Consider the following 18,639-nt stretch of genomic DNA (forward strand, 5'->3'; position numbering starts at 1 on the left):
CCGAATTTTCGGCTAATCATTTATACATAGGGTCTCTATTTGATATATGCTTGGTGTGTCTACTGCCTAAAGACCTACAATAAATATAGCGAATATTGTCGAAAAAACTCGATTCTTTTCGATAAAATATCCCTTTCCCCTCCTCCTCTTTCTTGCAAAACAACTCGATTATCGGTACGATCGAATAAAAATGCTCGTGTTTTCCATGGAGGATTTTGATGCTGCAAACATTTGGTTTTTCTCTGTATGAGAGTAAAGTTTATGAAGCGTTGGCGTCTAGCGGAGAGCCTCTCGATGCAGCAATGGTCGTGAAGCATTCGGGGGTGCCAAAGGCAAAAATTTATGAGGTGTTAAATCGTCTGGTAGAAAAGGGGATGGTCCTTGACACCGTATCGGAAAAGAAAAAGCGGTATACAGCCCTTCCTCTGGACAGCCTGGTAGAAAAGCTGACCCGCCAATTTCAAACCGACGTCAAAAAATTGACCAGTTCCCTTTCTCACAAAACTGTGCGCGATGACCGAGTCTGGAGCCTAAAGGTTGACGAATCGATCCGTGCGGAATGCAAACAATTGATCCAGCGGGCAACACGGTCTATTCGTATCTCTGCCTGGTCCGATGATTTTTTGGAGTATGAACCCTTACTGGAGATGAAAGAAAAGGAAGGCGTTGAGATCGAAGCCTTGGTGATCGGGCAGATTAGCACCAAATTATCCTGTGTTCATTCCTTTATCCCTGTACAAGAGCATCAAGGCTTGGAGCGCTATCAGCTAATCGTAGCGGACCAAGATGAAATGATTTTTGCAGGCGAGGAGGACACGGGCTGGCATGCGATCAAGACACGCGGTCAACCGTTCGTCAAATTTTTTGCCGATTCTTTTTACCATGATGTCGCACTGACAAAAATCACCCAAAAATATGTGGATCAACTGTTTGACGATGAAGAAATCCGCAAGATGATCATCCGCCTCCGATACTGACAATGCCTAGGACTTTCAGCCATTTTAATTACGAGTCTGTAAAGCTTGATAGGAATCTCGCCAACAAAGTGCGGATTTTGTACGCTAAGCACTGGTTGACAGAAAAATTGCCGGTGTCCTGTATGCCAAGGATCACCGGCTTCGATTTTTCTTTGCATGTTCAGCAATCGGGCCATTTAGTTGAAGATCGTTTTCACATAAAAAATCTTAAAATATTATGCCTAAATGTAGCACCCCTACAAGTGCACCTTTTTATACTATTAAAAAGGAGTTCGATGACAAAATGGAGATCATCTCCATTTATTTAATTATCGGGGTATTGATTAGTACATCAATTTATTTGGTGGCAGATTTTCGACCTTGGCATTTTTTTTCTGCTTTGTGCATTGCTTGGTTACCTCTACTATTCATCGGAATGATTATAACTTTATTTATGGATTTAGGAAAAATCTCCAATAAATTAAACAGATAAAAGCACAAAACCACGAAATAAGTCCAAAAATCGCTACAATTGTAGTTTCGGACCACCCATATTTTAAGCGAAAGTGAAAGTGAATCGGTGTCATTCTGAAAATACGCTTATGAGTAAGTTTAAAGGAGGAAACTTGTAAAATAACCGAAAGTTGTTCAGCAAAATATATAAAGAATAAAATGGGAATTAAAATTTCAACTTTCTCAAGAACAGCAAGAAATGAAAGCGATCCTCCTATCGCTAATGATCCCGTATCCCCCATAAAAGCTTTGGCAGGATATATATTGTAAATGAGAAAGCCGAGTAAACATCCAATCATAATTAAACAAAAAATTTGTACCTCTGATCTGTCTGAGACCATAAAAAAGAAAAAGTATGTAGGGATTGCAACAACTCCTAAAAGACCGTCTAATCCATCCGTGAAATTTATAGCATTTGCAGAACCTACGACAAATAAGGTAATGACAATGACGTATAACACCATTGGAAGATCCAATGAAATATGTTTAAAAATATCAATGCTGGTGTCTACGCCTAGCTCGTTGATCACGTAAAAAAGCAAAGTACCCGTAAACGTAAATTGAAAAATAAGTTTGGTCTTACCCGATATCCCTCCTGGATCTTGCCGAGAAGCCTTCCAAAAATCGTCCAAAAACCCGACAAAACTAAAAAGAATGTAGGTAATAGACAAAAAATACATGATTGGAGTAGGTGAAAAAAGAATTGATACGATAATTCCAACAAACAGAATAATTCCAAACATTAACGGGGTTCCATTTTTTAACTGATGATCTGAAGGAAGCTCTTTTCTTATCGGTTGAATGAGCCTAAGCTTTCTCAAAACGGCTATTAATAGTGGAGATAAAATTGAAACGACTATAAAAGCAATTAACGCTGGGATTATTTGATTACTCACTTTTCATTTACTCCTTTTCTTTTTACTAACTATATTAATTTTCTGAAAAATTCATTCACTTCCTCTATTTCATACAATATTTATGTAAATGTTTATTCAAGAAAAGCGCGAGGGCATACGTAATCCGTAACACAAGTCCCCCTAATACCTTATTAAAAACTGAGAGTTGGCCGGAGTCTTTTCTACTTGTATGGAGAAATTTCTAGTTGCACAAGACCAAAAAGGTTACTATTATGGTAGTAACCTTTTTAGTTGAGAGGAGCTATTGTTTTGAATCCACGTGTCTTCATCTTAGCGATTGCTACCTTTGTCGTTGGTACGGTGGAATTGATTATCGGTGGTACGCTCGATCTGATTGCTCGTGATCTTCAGGTATCGATTAGCGCTGCCGGACAATTAATCACCATATTTTCGCTTGCCTTTGCTGTTGCCGCTCCTCTGCTCCTGCATGTTACGAGGCGTGTCGAGCGCAAAAAGCTATACTTGTATGCATTAGCTGCCTTTTTCCTGAGTAATGTGCTCGCAGCACTTAGTCCGAGCTACACTGTATTAATGACGGCACGCATTTTGAGCGCAGCAAGCAGTTCCATCCTGATTGTGCTGTCGATTACTATTGCGACGAGTCTTGTGGAACCTGCCTATCGAGGCCGTGCCATTGGCGTTATTTTCATGGGGATTAGCGGTTCGCTCGTGCTCGGCGTCCCTGTAGGACTGGCTCTGGGGAATGCCTTCGGATGGCGTGCCCCGTTCTGGCTGATTGCGGCTCTAAGTGTCGTTGCAATGATCTTTATCCTCTTGTTTTTGCCAAAAGTTCAAACGGCACCGCCGATTCCGTTACGTGATCAAATGACTACCCTCCGTAGCGGCAAGTTATTCAGCGCCTTGTTTATCGTCTTGTTAATGCTGACAGGTCACTTGACGCTGTATGCATACTTTACCCCTTATCTGCAAACGACGATGAATGTGGACGGAACGACACTGAGCTGGATTTATCTCTTGTTCGGGATTGCTGCCGTTGCAGGCGGTGGGATTGGCGGTTGGATTGCAGACAAATGGGGAGCAACCAAGAGCATTCTGTTCATCATTCCCGTGTTTGGCTTGATCATGTGTGTCTTGCCGTTTTTTACAGGCTCGCTTTATTTGTTCTTGCCGATCATGGCAATCTGGAGTGCGCTTAGCTGGGCTATTTCGCCAGCACAGCAAAACTATTTGATCTCCTGCTCACCTGCTACCGCAGACATTCAATTAAGCTTGAATACCTCTGCCCAGCATTTAGGTATCGCCCTTGGCTCTCTGGCTGGCGGTCTCGTCGTCGAGCGATCATCCGTCATCTACACGCCTTGGGTTGGAGCCGTGTTCGTCCTGCTTTCGTTCGGGTTTGCCTTCTACTCGATTTCACGTCCATTTCAAGCACAGGAAAGCCAAGTAGTGCAGCCTTCGCCAGGACAAAATGCATAGCAACTCGCAAAAGCAAAAAGCCGTCAACGAATTGACGGCTTTTTCTTATCATCCTAGAATCGTTTTCGTTACGAGCCTACTTCACTGGCAACCGGACGGTAAACCTCGTGATTCCCCGCTCGGACCAAACCTCAATTTTCCCCTTGTGCTTGTGAACAACTGAATCTACGATCGTCAGACCCGTTCCGCGCCCACCGCATTTTTTCTCTGTTTTCGTTGTATAGCCATTCTCGAAAATACGTGCACGTTGTTCTGGCGTTATTTCCGGTCCTGTATTTTCCACTCGGAAAATAACGTGGTCTTCATCACAGCAAAAATAAATGCTGACTCGCTTTTCCCCATCCGCTAACTCAGCCGCTTCAATCGCATTATCAATAAGATTCGATAAAATTTTGATCAGATCAATGGAAGGAATGCTATCGATTGGATCAGAACATTCTTCAAATTGCATCACGATTTGTTTGGATTTAGCCTGCTCCCATTTGGTGTGAAGCAATACCATTAAGGCAGGATTTGCAAACCTCACGGTGAGGTCCAAAAGCTTGGTTTCTTTCAGCAACGACTGCACGTAATCTCGTGCTTTTGGATAATATCCGCATTCGATCAAACCGTAGAGCACTTGCATGTGATTGACGAAATCATGGCGTATGGAGCGCATCGAACAAATGACTGAGCGCAATTCATCCTGGTAAGTTTCTTCCGTCTCGCCAACTGCTGCCTTGATGGCGCGTTGGTACCAGCGTTCCATGCAAAGAACCAGGAAGATCAGTACGACGACAAACAAACCTTGAATCGCAAAAACAGGAATGCTGCTACGAACGACATCATTTCCAATGTCCTCGACGATGGCTACGTCCGTATCTACTCCGACTATTCCGATGATTCTTCCTTCTCTATCTCTAAGCGGCGCACCCGCAGACATGTAGACCCCGTAATCTGGATCTCTGATAATATCTGAGTAGTACGTTGATGATCCTTCGTAAATCATTTGAATGTGCTCAGGATATAGAACAATAGGAATACCGATATCAAAATTTTGCTGCGCATTTGGAGGCCTTGAGACGATCATCGCGCGACCACTTTGCCTGTCTTCATTGATTTGAATCGTGTATAAATACAGCAGACCGAACTGCTCTCGTGCTTGATTCAATTGCTGTTCGATTCGTTTATAGGCGGGGGTCTCTTTTACCGGATTTCGTAAAAACTCCTGATACGCGTCAACATCTAGACTGTCTGCTACTGTAGAAGCGGCTTTCATGCTTTGATTCGCAATGGAGAGTCGGACGGATTGAATCGTATTAAAATAGGAAATCGCGATGCTTACACAAGTCAAGATCAAAACAAGGATGCCAGAAACGAGCATAATGATTAGAACTCTGGGATTTTTTGGTTGTGTTGGACTCGTCATAATCTCCTCAATCCATCTGTTCAAAAAGTCGTCTTTTGATTACGCAGTTGTACTAAAAACACGACTTTTTGAACATGTCTCTTTCATATTCTAGAGATTTCTACTGGAAATGTCTACATAATATGAATTCAGCTTCATTATACTTCTCGAAATCATACATTGAATTATGATTCGGAATATTTTTATAATAAGACGAATACCAAATACCAATCTCTTTCCCTAGGAAAAAGGAGTGGGTTCGATGGAAGAAAAACTGTTTGCCCGGCTGCAGGAGATTTATCCAGAGCTTGTTTCATTCAGACGTGATTTGCATATGTATCCCGAGCTTTCCTTTCAGGAGGAAAACACAGCGAAGAAAGTAGCAGACAAGCTGGCTTCTTTTGGTATAGAAGTGCAAACAGGTGTAGGCGGTATGGGTGTTGTCGGTCTCCTGAAGGGAGGAAAGCCAGGAAAAACAGTTGCGTTGCGCGCTGACTTCGATGCCTTGCCCATTCAAGATGAAAAAGAAGTACCGTATAAGTCCCGCATTCCAGGCGTTATGCACGCGTGCGGTCACGATATACATACCTCCGGACTTTTGGGAGTCGCGCAAGTATTAAGCGAGTTCCGCGATGAACTCCCAGGAAATGTGGTATTCCTGCATCAGTTCGCGGAAGAGCTGCCACCTGGTGGCGCCAAAGCCATGGTGGAGGCGGGTTGTCTCGAAGGAGTCGATGTCGTTTATGGCGCGCACGTTGCCTCCGAGCTTCCCGTAGGCACTGTCGGGATCGGTCATGGCTACATTACGGCAGCAGCAGACAGCTTCGAGATCGTCTTGTACGGAAAAGGCGGTCACGGCGCTTATCCTCATACCTCCGTTGATCCAATCGTATTGGGCAGTCAGGTTGTCATGAATTTGCAGCAGATTGCCAGCCGTCAGGTAGATCCGCTGAAACAAGTTGTTCTGTCTGTTTGCTCCTTCGTCGGCGGGGGTGAAGCGTTCAACGTCATTCCTGATCAAGTGAGGCTCAAGGGGACCGTCCGCACGTATGACGAGGAAGTGAGAGTCGCGGTCGAGCAATCTCTGAAACGTATTGTGGAAGCCAGTTGCCAGGCAGTCGGCGCTACTTGCGAAATCATGTATCAACGCGGCTACCCAGCTACTTGGAACGATGAGACAGAGACTCCCTTATTTGTAGCGGAAGCCAAACGTATTTTTGGTGAGGAGCGCGTATTGAAAATCCCTCCAGGCATGGGCGGAGAGGATTTTGCTTACTTTGCCCAAGAGCGCCCCGCTACCTTCTTCATGGTCGGTGGACGCAACCCGGAGATTCAGGCAACGTATCCGCATCATCATCCCAAATTCGATGTCGATGAGCGCTCCATGCTTCAAACCGGTCAGTTATTCATTGCAGCGTTACTTGCCTATCAGGCACGTCATCAATAAACGGACAATGTTGAAAGGCAAGGGCCTCATGCTCCTTGCCTTTTTACTACCGCCGCATTCACACCTCGTGTCCGACAATCCAATCCAGTCTTCTGCTCTGGATACGGGCAGGGATCGTTTTTAGCAGGAAATGACGAGCCACGACGGCCAGCGGATTTTCCCATTGGGTGACTGCCCCCATCAAGCGGGAACCTTTCACAATCGCATTCGCCCGCTTCTTTCGTTTCTCTTCATACATGCGCAAAGCGTGAGCCGAGTCCGTGTCTGCTTCTGCCAAGCATCTGGCCAGCACGAGTGCGTCTTCCATGCTTTGGCCTGCTCCTTGCCCCAGATTCGGCAGCATCGGATGTGCCGCATCGCCTACTAATGTCACCCGGCCCTCACTCCATCTCCTGAGTGGTACACGGTCGTAAATATCATGCCGCAAGATGGCTGCATCCTCTGTCGCCTCAATCACTGCACGTACTGGCTCATACCAGCCTTCCAATCGGCGCAACGTCTCTCGCTTCCGGCCCAGCGGCCCATCTTTTTCTCCCTCAGGTGCATTGATGGCGGCAAACCAATGAATTCGATTGTTGCCGATATGGGAAAATCCAAAACGAATCCCCCTGCCCCATGCTTCAAAGCCTCCTCCTGATTCCAGTGGATAACGAGGGTCTTGGTAAGTTGCAATCCCGCGAATCGCCGTGTACCCCGAGTATCTCATCGACTCTTCACCGAACAGTCTCTTCCGTACACGAGAGTGAATCCCGTCCGCTCCGATCAGAATCGTCCCATGTGTACCTGATCCATCTGCAAAAGCGGCTTGAACTCTTTCCTCTTCTTGAGAAAAAGAAACGAACTGCTTGCCGAGAACCAATTCATGCGTCGAGATTTTTGCCAAAAGTGCCTGCTGTAGATCAGCCCGATGAATCAAGTAGCTGTCAGCCCCGTACCGTTCTGCTTGTTCCGCAACAGGCAGCTCGACTAACAAATTTCCCTTCCAGTCGCGAATCCGCGCTGAACGGACAGCTGCCCCAAGCTCGCGCACTTCCTGTCCAACTCCCAGCCTATCCAGTGCTTTCATGGCATTGGCAGCCAAAACGATTCCAGCACCGATGCCTTTATGCTCCTTTGCCTGCTCAAAAAGCGTCACTTGCCAGCCCAATTGCTTCAAGGCAAGCGCTGATGCGAGCCCGCTCAAGCCTGCCCCGATGATCAGTGCGTGTTTTTCGTTGCTCATCGTCTTTTCTCCTATTTAGAAAAGATTCATACTCAAATACCGCTCCCCCGTGTCAGGCGCAATGCAAACAACCCGCTTACCCACCCCCAGCCTTTTGGCAATCGTAATGGCAGCAAAGACCGAGGCACCCGATGAAGGGCCAACGAGAATCCCTTCCAACGCTGCAAGCTGCCTCATGCTTTGTAGGGCGTCTTCGTCTGCGATTTGAATGATTTCATTATAAATGCTGGTATTGAGGATTTGTGGAACAAAACCAGGGCTTGTGCCTACCAGTTTATGTGGACCAGGCTTTCCGCCAGACAAAACCGGTGAGCCTTTTGGTTCGACGACAGCAATATACAGCTCCGGGAGCTTTTCCCGCAACGCTTCGCCTGTTCCGGTAATCGTTCCGCCCGTCCCAGCTGTGGCAACAAACGCATCCAGTCGACCATTCGTTTGCGCAAAAATTTCCTCAGCCGTCGTCGTTCGATGGATGTCGGGGTTTGCCTGATTCTCGAATTGCTGAGGAATAAAGCTGCGCGGGATCTCTTTTTGCAGCTCCTGCGCTTTGGCAATCGCCCCCGGCATCCTCAGCTCACTCGGTGTCAATACAACCTCTGCCCCATACGCTTTCAAAATATTGATCCGTTCCTTTGACATATTGTCAGGCATGACCAAAATCGCGCGATAGCCTTTTGCTGCGGCATTCATCGCTAAGCCGATTCCCGTATTGCCGCTAGTCGGCTCTATGATCGTATCACCCGGTTGGATCAGTCCCGCTTGCTCAGCCGTCAAGATCAGATTGTAGGCAGCACGGTCCTTCACACTCCCGGACGGATTGAATTTCTCCAGCTTCACAAAAACTTCTGCTGCTCCTTCAGGAACCATGCGCCTCAGTCGAACAATCGGCGTATTTCCAATCAATTCGGTAATGTTCTGGTAGACGCTCATTGTACTCCTCCTGAAAAATATGCCTTAATGATTATCCCTTAGTAATACTATAAGAATAATATAATTTTTCCGACCTGAAAACGATAAGGGTGCTCAAATGGGAAAAAGCTCTCGAATGAGAGCCTTTACCTGTCTAAAAACCATACTTTGCTTTTGTCTGATTCAATACATTCACCGCTTGTTGATACAGACTGTTCGCAGTTTCTTTCACTTTTGCTTGTCCGCTTTTGTCTACCGAGCCTTGGCGCTTCTTCGCCTGGCCGATTGAATCAGTCGCTGTCTTGACAGCCGCATGGATTGCTTTTTCCCGTTTCTCGGCATCCGGCACGCTCGCTTTGATTTCCGACCAAATCGCTTGAATGTCCTTCATGTCGGTCTCCATGATGGTGATCATTTCCTGCATGTTTTTGTTTTTATCCTGGATCGAACCATCCATAGTGTTCATCCCATCGACCAACACCTTCATACTGCCCAGTGTTCCTTGCATGACCTCGAATTCCATCTTGCTCAAGCCTGGCTGCGTCGAATAGGTACGAATCTCTTCCAACAGTCTTTGCAGCTCCGCTATTTGATCGTTTGAAAACTGCGCTTCATCCGTAAATTGCAGCTCGTCCAAATACTTTGCCGTTTCAATCAGATCAGCCTCTAGCTTTTCTGTCTGCTTTACTTTTTTGGCGAAATCGACTCGCGCTTTTTCTTTGGCTTGTTGTTCAGCTACTTCTTTCTTTTTTATTTCTGCTTCTTCGTTGATACGCTTGGTTAGTGTCGCCAATTTGCTTTCGTACGCACTTTTGTTTGTGGCAACAAGACTCGTCTGTCCCTTATTCTCTTCCATAAGCAGCCCGTCAAATTGGAGCTCGTCACCCTTCACTGTACCGATAATATCCTGACCAGTTGCCGGATTTTTGAGGGTCAGCTGTTTACCATCCAGCGTTCCCTCCAGCAAGATCGACTCCGTTTTCAGAACAGGGATGCTGTCTTCCGTTTCGACAATGGAATCTGTCATTTCTACGTTTACTTTCTCGTTATTCACCGTGACATTCGTGTATAGCATGCGTGTATCGTCTTCGTACAAATACCCTTCCGCCAGTATCACAGGACCAAAGAAACGATAGCCTGCGTATCCCAGCAATACGACGATGACCAGAGCCATGGCGATCATGATGCTTTTGTTTTTTCCCTTCATGCTGCGACCCCTTTACCCACAAATTCTAATACGTTTGACCTGTTTTTCCTGCCAAAACGTGCCATAGTAATATGATACATGAATCGCTGGGGAAAACCCTATGAGTCTAAAGGCCAAATCCAAGATCAATAGAACGTATAACCAAAATCGTGACTGAAATCGAGTGTTTGATTTTCTTCGATTGTAAAATCTTCATCTACCGGCTGGCGAATATCACGGTGAGTTTTTCCCGAGACAACGATGATGTAGTATTCTCCAACAGGTATATTCCCAATCTCGTAATTCCCATATCCATTTGCTTTTGCAGTATACAATCCCGATCCTTTAGGAGCAGCTCCGGGCTTCTTCGCTGCTTTTGCTGTTTTGGCATCTGCCATGGTACCCCTCCGTCAGTCTCTCTATCATGTTATGTGAAGATTTTTCCAAGTAATATTTTACCAATAGATAGAATCTAGGTCTAGGCTCCTATGACTAGCACTGCACAGGATAGATATAGAAAAAAGCCGATGTCTCCAAACCATCGGCTTCTCGCACTTTCACTCTGTTATACCTCAACCATTTCACGCTCGGACGGATAATACATGCCTGCTGCACCGAGCACACCTGCTTCCGCTCCAATCGTAGTCAACTGGATGCTCGCTTGGTTTGCCATACGGGAGATGGAACGCTCGCGAATGACATTCTTTGCTTCCGCTAGTAGCAGATGTCCATTCTTCATCACTCCACCACCAATGACAATCACCTGCGGATTGAACAGATGGATCAGATTGGTCAGTCCGACCCCGAGATAATAACCCGCTTCCTTCATTAAGGTCATGCTCAGGATATCTCCGCGATCCGCCGCCTCTCCAACCTCTCTAGCGGTTATCCTGCTTAGATCATTCCCATTGTCAACGAGCAACGAGCTTGTAACGCCATGTAGGAGCTGCTCTCTTGCTCTGCTTGCCAAAGCCAGTCCAGACGTGTAATTTTCCAGGCATCCTCTATTCCCGCATACGCATAGCGGACCTTCCGGATCAAGCGAAATATGCCCGAACTCCCCGGCACTATCACCAACACCTGTAATCAGTCGTCCTCCACTTATAATGCCAGCACCAACACCCGTACTGACCGTTACATAGATCAAGTCTTTCGTGCCACGTGCACTTCCAAACGCCCATTCTGCTACCGCTGCTGCATTGGCATCATTGATCAATTGCACGGCTACGCCGAATCGTTCTTGGAGTATCCCGCCGATCGGAACATCGCTCCAATTCAAATTGCTTGCAAAAATGACCATTTGACGCTGGGTATCAATAATGCCTGCGGTTGCTATCCCGATTCCGCGAATACGAGAGATATTGATTCCACTATCGTCCAAAACATTTTGCACCAAATCACCGATGCGTCCGATGACTGCTGCCGCTGCCTCTTCTGTCTGTGTCGCTGCGTTCGCCTGCCTGAGGATGTTGCCATGCTGGTCGACGATCGCGGCTATGATCTTTGTACCTCCCAGATCAATCCCGATGGCATATGATTTGTCTTGATTCATCTTCCGCTTCACATCCTTGCTGTCCATTCACGATTGAAAAATGGCGTCCAACGCTTGGGACGTATGCGCGATCAATTGCTCAGGCAACTGGCTATAAGGCGAGATTTCCGGGATGATGTAGCCTTCGTACCCGATCTCACGCAGCGCTTCCACTACGCGATTCCATGGAATATCGCCAGCGAGCAGCGGCACGAAACCTGTAATGTTGCCTGTCGATGTCTTAAAATCTTTGACGTGAATAGCTTGAATTCTCTTGCCCAAAATGCGAATCCATTGCTCAGGAAAACCGAATTGCAGCACGTTGCCTACATCAAAATAAGCGCCTACCCAAGGACTGTCTACTTCATCGATCAAGCGGGCCATCTCCAGCGGACTGAGCAAAAACTTGTTCCATACATTTTCGACCCCGATGTATACCTGATGCTGCTCGGCCTTTTTCGCCAAGCGCTGCAATGCTTCACGCGCCCGCTCGTAGGCCGTATCATACGACACCTCAGCCGTCACGAGTCCAGGAACGACGAGGACGGTCCGTGAGCCAAAAATGCTTGCCGCCTCTATCATTTTCTCGACAACACGGATGCCTTGCTCGCGGATCGCTTCCTCATTGTGAGTCAACGGATATTTCCATAAAAGGGCAGTAGAGACGCTTGGCAGCTCCAGATTGAGCTCACGAGCCCCGTCTGCCAGCTGCTTCATTTCTTGCTTTGTCATCTCTAAATGAAAGGGAGCATCTCCCTCGTCCAAATTCAGTTCTACCCCTTGATAGCCATTCGCTTTCGCCTGGCGAAACATTTCTTGTACGCTCGTTTCCTTTGGGAAGCACCAAGCATTGATTCCCTTTTGAAAAGCCATGCGCCTCACTCCCCTTTTCTCAAAATAGTGACAGGCTTTCCTTCCTGTGCCGATTGATTTGCTGCCAGCGTTACTTCTAGCGTCTTTCTCGCTGATTCATACGGCGACAAAATCAAGCTGCGATCCCCAGTCACAATCGCTGTGATAAACGCCCGATCTTGCTCCACGTACATATCCACCGTGCTCGCTGAAGCACGTGTTCCCTGCTCATCCATGATCGACAATTGCTTTCCGTCAATCATGACGCGGAAATCTTTGCCCAAGATTTCTACATTCGTACGGTGATCCGGCTGGATGAAGCACGTATCCAGATGTCCTAGCGCCCCTGACTGAAACACCATACTGATAGAAGTCACGTCCGGAATATCGATGTTTGGAATGTCACGCGAGACGAGCAAAGCCATCTGTGCATAGACCTTTTCGATATCTCCGGCCAAATACCGCATCATGTCCAGCGTATGTGTCGCCTGCTCCACAAGCTGTCCACCTGACTTGCCCATTTCCCTCCACCATGGTGTCGTGACGAACTTGGTCAAATAATGGCCGCGGACGAGTGCAATCGACTTGCCCTCCAAGTACGCTTTCGCTTCCTGCACGATATCGAGATAGCGCAGGCAATAGCCAGTCGCGGTGATAATCCCTGCCTTTTCAATCGCTGCTTGCTTTTCGCTTACTTTCTGTATGTCCAGCCCAATTGGCTTTTCCACAAACAGATGAATGCCTTTCGCCGCCCCTGTTTCCTCAATCTCTTCATGCGCAAAAGGAGGGACGCACACAAACAAAGCATCCAGCTTTTCTGCCTCTACTAGCTCACGCCAAGAGGTGTAGCCATGCGCCCCAATGCGCTCAGCAGTCTCTGCAGCCGCCTCTTGGTTCACGTCGCATACTGCAACGACCTTTACCCTTTCGTCCGTCAACAAGCCTTTTAGATGATGCTGCCCGATTCCACCTACGCCGATCATGCCTACACGTACACTCATGCGTCCTTCACCGTCCTAGCGTAATACGACTGGTTGCTTCTGTTCAGCGGATTGATAAGCGGCGAGTGCGACTTCCACAGCTCGCAAGCCGTCTTCACCCGTAATCGACGGCGCTTTCTTTTCACGCACGCTGGTGACGAAATCTTTGACCAATTGACTGTCCATGTCATCACCCCAGTTGACCCACTTCAAGCCTTTTTCATTGGAATAGACATCCAGCTTTTGAGAAAACGCGTCGAGCGAGATCGTGCCTTCTGTCCCGATAATTTCCATCGTCACGTCACCCCATGTTGGGAAGGCCTTGTTGCGAGACCAGCTGCAATCGAGTGTGGCGAATACACCGTTCTCAAATTCCATCGTCAAAATGCCGCAATCATCAATCGGCGTATCGGAAAACTTGCTGTCTACCTCCGCATAGACCTCACGCACTTCAGAGTCCATAAACCAGCGCATCAAGTCAACAACGTGAACCGTGTGATCGATCACAGCACCTCCGCCGGATTTCTCGGGATCGACAAACCAACCACCAGGATTTTGTCCACGGTTTGTACCCCGGATTGCCATGATACGTCCGACCTTGCCTTGCTCCACCAGTTGCTTTGCTCGAACGACAGCCGGATGGAATCGCACAGGGAATGCCGTCTGCAAAATGACGCCCTGCTCGCGGCAAAAGTCGATCATCTCTTGCGCAGCCTCTGCTGTTGTCGCCAGCGGTTTTTCGCACAAGATGTGCTTGCCAGCCTTCGCTGCCGCTAACGTATGCTCTTGGTGCTTGGCGTTTTCCGAGGTGACGATGACCGCATCGATATCCGTTGCGAGCAGCTCATGATAATCAGCGAAGAACGGAATCCCGAACTTTTCAGCCGCCGCCTTTCCACGTACTTCATCCTCATCTGCTACCCCGACCAATTGAACCCCATCTAACTTCGCAATCGCATTTGCGTAGCTGTATGCATGCATATGTGCAACACTGATGATACCGAGTTTCATGTCCAGTCCCCTCCTACACCAAAGTTACGGGTTTGCCCGTTTCGATTGACACAAGCGCAGCACGAGCGATTTCTACCGCTTTCACGGCATCTTCTGCCGTCACGAGTGGCTCCAGATCTCGGTCGATGCATTCGATGAAATGCTTCAGTTCTCTGAAATACGGGTTTTCACGCAACGGACTCTCCGGAACTGCGACCCCGCTCATGCCTGCTTGCTTCGAGCGACTAACCGCCAAAAGCGGTTTTTCCTTTGAGCTGTCATAGGAAATGATGCCTTCCTTGCCTGCCAGCTCCATTTTCATCGCAAATCCTTCATGTGCCCACGAGCCTTCCACATGTGCAATCATGCCGTTCTTGAAGCGAAGTGTAACCAGTGCGTAATCCATCCGAGCAAAACCTCGACCAAGCAAGCCTTTCGCGTACACACGTTCCACATCCCCGAAGCACCAACGCAAAAAGTCAAAATCGTGAATGATCATATCTAAAACAAGGCTGCCACTGTTTTTGTAGTCCGCGTACCAGTCATTCCATGCTGTCGGGAAGATCCCACCGCGGAACGTACGTGCCACACCGACATTGCCAATCGCGCCGTCATTAACCAGCTGACGGGACTTTTCATATTCCGGGAAGAAGCGCAGGACGTGTCCGACGAACAGCTTGACGTTTTTCTCCCGGCAATAATCAACGATAAAACGAGCCTCTTCCTTATCTCGAGCCAACGGCTTTTCGCAAATGACATGCTTGCCTGCATCCGCAGCTTTTTTCACATAGGTTTTATGCAGGTACGTAGGCAAACACACGTCTACGATGTCGACCTGCGCCAGTTTTTCCATGGCCTCTTCATAGCTCTCGAACCATTCCGTTTTTGTTTCGGCAGCCAGCTCTTTTCCTCTCTCGCTGCGGATATCGACGATTCCAACCAGCTTGACACCTTCCATGGCAGCATACGATTTCGCATGAACAGTCCCCATGGTTCCTGCTCCGATTACCAGAACATGATGCATAATGGTTTCACTCCTTTTTTCGAAAAAGTCTATTTGGACCCAGTTAGGGTAATTCCCTCGACAAAATGCTTCTGTAAGAAAATAAAGACGATGATCATCGGCCAAATGGCAAGAACGGAACCCGCCATCAAAATCGGGTAGTTCGTCAAATTGGTGTGCTCGCCCGTCAAGTACGCCAAACCAGCTGAGAGCGGCATTTTATCAGGCGTGCTGTTGACGATCAGCGGCCACATCAGGTCGTTCCAAGACCACAACGCTACGAAAATGGCGAGTGCGATCAAGCCGGGCTTCGCCAGCGGCAGCATAATTCTCCAGTAAATCTGAAAATGGTTGCAGCCATCGAGCTTCGCTGCTTCTTCCAATTCTTTTGGCAGCGACATGAAAAACTGACGCAGAAGAAACGTGCCGAATGCACTGAACAAGCCCGGTACAATCAATGCTGTCAACGTATTCAGCCAGCCGAGCTCTTTCATGATCATAAATTGCGGGAGCAGAAACACCTGACCTGGCACCATCAAAACGGTCAAGAACAGGATGAACAAGGCGTTTCGCCCTGGAAATTCAATTCGCGCGAATGCGTACGCCGCAAGCGAGCAAAGAAATACTTGTCCGATTACCTTCGCCACGGTTGTGATCAAGGTATTCCAATAAAAGTCCAAGAAGGGCAGCATCTCAAAAATATGGGTGTAATTCTCCCACTGATACTTGGTCGGCAAAATGACCGGAGGCACCTGTGTCGATTCGCCCAGTGACTTGAGCGAAGTAAGAACCATCCAGACAAATGGCGCAATCATCACGAGAGCACCTGCAATCAACAACAGATGAATTAACAATTTCTTGGTCGTTTTATTCCGACTCGTATAAACACTCATTCCATATCCCTCCCATCTGTTCAGCTTTGATTAATCATAGTGAACCCATTTTTTCTGCAACTTCATTTGAATAGCAGTGACGATCAGGATCATCACCAGAAGCACGACGGCAACTGCGGCCGCATAGCCACCGTTCCCTGATTCAAATCCATTCGTAAAGAACAAGTACGCCATCGTCTGCGTCTGCTCTGTTGCCGGATTGCCCATTTTGCTTCCGAGCATCAGATAAATCAGGTCAAATACTTGAAAAGCCCCAATCAAGGAAGTGATACTGACGAAAAAGATCGAAGGAGTCAACAACGGCAACGTAATCTTGAAAAACATGCGAACCGGTCCCGCTCCATCAATTTCTGCGGCTTCGTAATAGCTTCTCGGGATGCCTTGCAGTCCGGCCAGAAAAATCACCATGTTGTATCCGATGGAGCTCCAAACGGCAACGATAATCACCGCATACAAAGCAATGGCGGGATCAGATATCCAGCGTGGGCCCTCAATGCCTATCAAGCCCAGCAAATAATTGATCAGACCGTAATCGGCGTTGTACAACCATCTCCACACCATCGCCACCGCTGCAGCCATCGTCACAACAGGCAGGAAGTACAGGGTGCGATAAATCGTAATCCCCTTAATTTTCTGATTAAGAAGCACAGCGATAAAAATGGAGATAGCGATACCTACCGGAACTGCGATTACTGTATAAATCAGCGTGTTTTTCAGTGCGATCCACAAGTAAGGGTCCTGGAACAACAACTCATAATTATGTAAGCCTGCCCACTTGTACTTGCCGAATCCTCCCCACTTGGTAAAGCTCAAATAAATGGTTTGTACGATCGGCCATAAGTAGAAGACACCCAACCCGATCAGTGTGGGAGCAATCATGAGATACGCCCAGAACCAATCACTTCTCTTCATGCGATTCAACGATTTTTTCGTTTTTGGCTGGACGGCGGCGTGCATTTCAGGCTGCAACTGGCTGCTCATCGCATTCATTCCCTCCTTACATTAGCTTTTCAAGAGAGGATGGCCTCGTCCATGATGCGAAGCCATCCATCATGGACCTTTTATTCTTGGCTAAGCATTTCGTTCATTTTTTGCGCGAGCTCTTTGGAAGCATCCTCTACGCTCATTTGACCAGCCCAAGCCTTGGTCATGAGCTCTGTTTCGAGCTTGGCCCATTTTGCCGTGTCTTTCGAGATCGGATACGGTTTCGCAACAGCTGCCTGATCAATAAAAATTTTCAGATGAAAGTTTGGCATGGATTGTACCCATGTATCCTGTGTTCCGTTAAATGCCGGAATCGCAGCACCCGATTTTGCCAGGATTTCTGCTCCTTCTTTCGAGCCCAAAAATTTCACGAATTCCCACGCTTCCTTTGGATGTTTGGTATTGGCCGAAATCACGTTGCCCAGGCCGTGAATGACGCTCGTGTTCTCTTTCCCTTTTGGAAGATACGTCACGTCCACTTTGTCCTTTGTATACTCATTCTTATTAAAAGCGGATGCCATCCATGATCCGTTGTACATCATCGCGATCTTGCCTGATTCAAACAACTGTGTTGCCTCTGTTTCGGACAATTGGGCTGCTGTTGGCGATGCTTTTTCGTTGATCAGGTCTGTCCAAAACTTGAGACCTTCGATCGTTTCCGGTTTGTCATAGCCGGACGTTTTCTTGTCTTCCGAAATGATATAGCCACCGTTTTGATAGATCGTGTTATAGAAGCCGTCCTGTCCATAAGGAGGTGCTGCAATACCCCAAACGCCTTTTTTCTCATCCGTCAGTTGCTTTGCTACTTCCTTCAGCTTGTTCCAATCCCAGGTTTCGTCTGGATACGGCACTTTTGCGTCGTCAAACAGCTTCTTGTTGTACCAAAGGCCAATGGTGTCGAAATCTTTCGGTAGCGCGTAGTTTTGTCCATCGTAGGTGTAGAGATCAACGAGAGCTTTCGGATAATTGTTCAGATCGATGCCATCTGCCTTGATTTGATCTGTAATTGGCAAGAGCATGTCATTATCTGCGTATTTAATGATACGCGGACCATTAATCCAAAAAATGTCCGGCAAGGTGCCACCCGTTGCGGCTGCCTCCATCTTTGTCCAGTATTGCTTGTTAGGCGTTAGCTCGATCTTGATGTCCACGTTCGGGTTCTTTTCGTTAAACTTTTTCGCCATTTCCTCTATCGCAGGCATTTGGTTTTTGTCCCACAGCGCATATGTGAGCGTTACCTTTTCGCCTGAAGCAGCACTGTCAGTCGTTCCAGCTGGTGCGGAGCTCTGCCCGCCGCCCGAACATCCTGCCACTGCTACCAAGAGAGCAGCCATTGCAATCGAAACCAACTTCTTCATCAGAAATCCCTCCTCGATTTACGTTCTCCTCTTTTACCCCCAAAATATGGCCAAACACGACACGCTTTCCTTTT

17 protein-coding genes are annotated in these 18,639 nt (G+C 47.5%); 3 read left to right on the top strand and 14 right to left on the bottom strand.

Annotated elements, in window-relative coordinates; genetic code table 11:
* The first annotated feature begins 218 nt into the window (after nt 1-218).
* On the top strand, nt 219-977 hold the full coding sequence (locus tag FB479_RS06455; protein ID WP_142063460.1) for a TrmB family transcriptional regulator: 759 nt from the start codon (nt 219-221) through the stop codon (nt 975-977).
* Nucleotides 978-1,408: 431 nt separating this feature from the next.
* On the opposite strand, the gene mraY is transcribed toward FB479_RS06455, so the two are convergent.
* On the bottom strand, nt 1,409-2,365 hold the full coding sequence (mraY, locus tag FB479_RS06460) for a phospho-N-acetylmuramoyl-pentapeptide-transferase (protein ID WP_142063463.1): 957 nt from the start codon (nt 2,363-2,365) through the stop codon (nt 1,409-1,411).
* A 270-nt stretch (nt 2,366-2,635) separates the two neighbouring features.
* Between mraY and FB479_RS06465 the strand changes: the two genes are divergently transcribed.
* Nucleotides 2,636-3,823, top strand: coding sequence for an MFS transporter (locus tag FB479_RS06465; protein WP_142063466.1), 1,188 nt, complete (start codon nt 2,636-2,638; stop codon nt 3,821-3,823).
* Nucleotides 3,824-3,899: 76 nt separating this feature from the next.
* On the opposite strand, the gene FB479_RS06470 is transcribed toward FB479_RS06465, so the two are convergent.
* Nucleotides 3,900-5,231: an ATP-binding protein gene (locus tag FB479_RS06470; protein ID WP_174769459.1), complete on the bottom strand. Its 1,332-nt coding sequence runs from the start codon at nt 5,229-5,231 to the stop codon at nt 3,900-3,902.
* A gap of 241 nt (nt 5,232-5,472) precedes the next feature.
* Between FB479_RS06470 and FB479_RS06475 the strand changes: the two genes are divergently transcribed.
* Nucleotides 5,473-6,657 (top strand): amidohydrolase, encoded by a 1,185-nt coding sequence (locus tag FB479_RS06475; RefSeq protein ID WP_106655769.1) that lies wholly within the window; start codon nt 5,473-5,475, stop codon nt 6,655-6,657.
* A gap of 58 nt (nt 6,658-6,715) precedes the next feature.
* Here the strand turns inward: FB479_RS06475 and FB479_RS06480 are convergent, their stop codons facing one another.
* The 12 genes from FB479_RS06480 to FB479_RS06535 all read right to left on the bottom strand — a co-directional run bounded on the left by FB479_RS06480 (nt 6,716) and on the right by FB479_RS06535 (nt 18,565).
* A complete protein-coding gene (locus FB479_RS06480) occupies nt 6,716-7,879 on the bottom strand; it encodes an FAD-dependent monooxygenase (RefSeq protein ID WP_142063469.1) in 1,164 nt (387 codons plus the stop codon).
* 15 nt (nt 7,880-7,894) lie between these two features.
* Entirely contained in the window at nt 7,895-8,809 is a 915-nt protein-coding gene (cysK, locus tag FB479_RS06485) for a cysteine synthase A (RefSeq protein WP_088906631.1), read from the bottom strand.
* A 133-nt stretch (nt 8,810-8,942) separates the two neighbouring features.
* The gene (locus FB479_RS06490; RefSeq protein WP_142063472.1) at nt 8,943-9,995 is read right to left on the bottom strand and encodes a hypothetical protein; all 1,053 of its coding nucleotides are present in this window, start codon (nt 9,993-9,995) and stop codon (nt 8,943-8,945) included.
* A gap of 125 nt (nt 9,996-10,120) precedes the next feature.
* Nucleotides 10,121-10,372, bottom strand: a complete 252-nt coding sequence (locus tag FB479_RS06495; RefSeq protein WP_255438299.1) for a hypothetical protein — start codon at nt 10,370-10,372, stop codon at nt 10,121-10,123.
* Between the two features lie 167 nt (nt 10,373-10,539).
* A complete protein-coding gene (locus tag FB479_RS06500) occupies nt 10,540-11,526 on the bottom strand; it encodes an ROK family protein (protein WP_142063475.1) in 987 nt (328 codons plus the stop codon).
* 27 nt (nt 11,527-11,553) lie between these two features.
* Entirely contained in the window at nt 11,554-12,378 is an 825-nt protein-coding gene (locus FB479_RS06505) for a sugar phosphate isomerase/epimerase family protein (RefSeq protein WP_106655764.1), read from the bottom strand.
* Nucleotides 12,379-12,383: 5 nt separating this feature from the next.
* Nucleotides 12,384-13,358, bottom strand: a complete 975-nt coding sequence (locus FB479_RS06510; RefSeq protein WP_142063478.1) for a Gfo/Idh/MocA family protein — start codon at nt 13,356-13,358, stop codon at nt 12,384-12,386.
* A gap of 15 nt (nt 13,359-13,373) precedes the next feature.
* The gene (locus tag FB479_RS06515) at nt 13,374-14,348 is read right to left on the bottom strand and encodes a Gfo/Idh/MocA family protein (protein WP_142063480.1); all 975 of its coding nucleotides are present in this window, start codon (nt 14,346-14,348) and stop codon (nt 13,374-13,376) included.
* 13 nt (nt 14,349-14,361) lie between these two features.
* Nucleotides 14,362-15,351 (bottom strand): Gfo/Idh/MocA family protein, encoded by a 990-nt coding sequence (locus tag FB479_RS06520; protein ID WP_142063483.1) that lies wholly within the window; start codon nt 15,349-15,351, stop codon nt 14,362-14,364.
* A gap of 29 nt (nt 15,352-15,380) precedes the next feature.
* Nucleotides 15,381-16,223: a carbohydrate ABC transporter permease gene (locus FB479_RS06525; RefSeq protein WP_142063486.1), complete on the bottom strand. Its 843-nt coding sequence runs from the start codon at nt 16,221-16,223 to the stop codon at nt 15,381-15,383.
* 30 nt (nt 16,224-16,253) lie between these two features.
* Complete coding sequence (locus FB479_RS06530) at nt 16,254-17,213, bottom strand: carbohydrate ABC transporter permease (RefSeq protein WP_106655759.1); 960 nt, start codon at nt 17,211-17,213, stop codon at nt 16,254-16,256.
* A gap of 71 nt (nt 17,214-17,284) precedes the next feature.
* Nucleotides 17,285-18,565 (bottom strand): ABC transporter substrate-binding protein, encoded by a 1,281-nt coding sequence (locus FB479_RS06535; protein WP_106655758.1) that lies wholly within the window; start codon nt 18,563-18,565, stop codon nt 17,285-17,287.
* Nucleotides 18,566-18,639: the final 74 nt, after the last annotated feature.

The sequence above is a fragment of the Brevibacillus sp. AG162 genome (assembly GCF_006715575.1).
Classification (GTDB): Bacteria; Bacillota; Bacilli; order Brevibacillales; family Brevibacillaceae; genus Brevibacillus; species Brevibacillus brevis.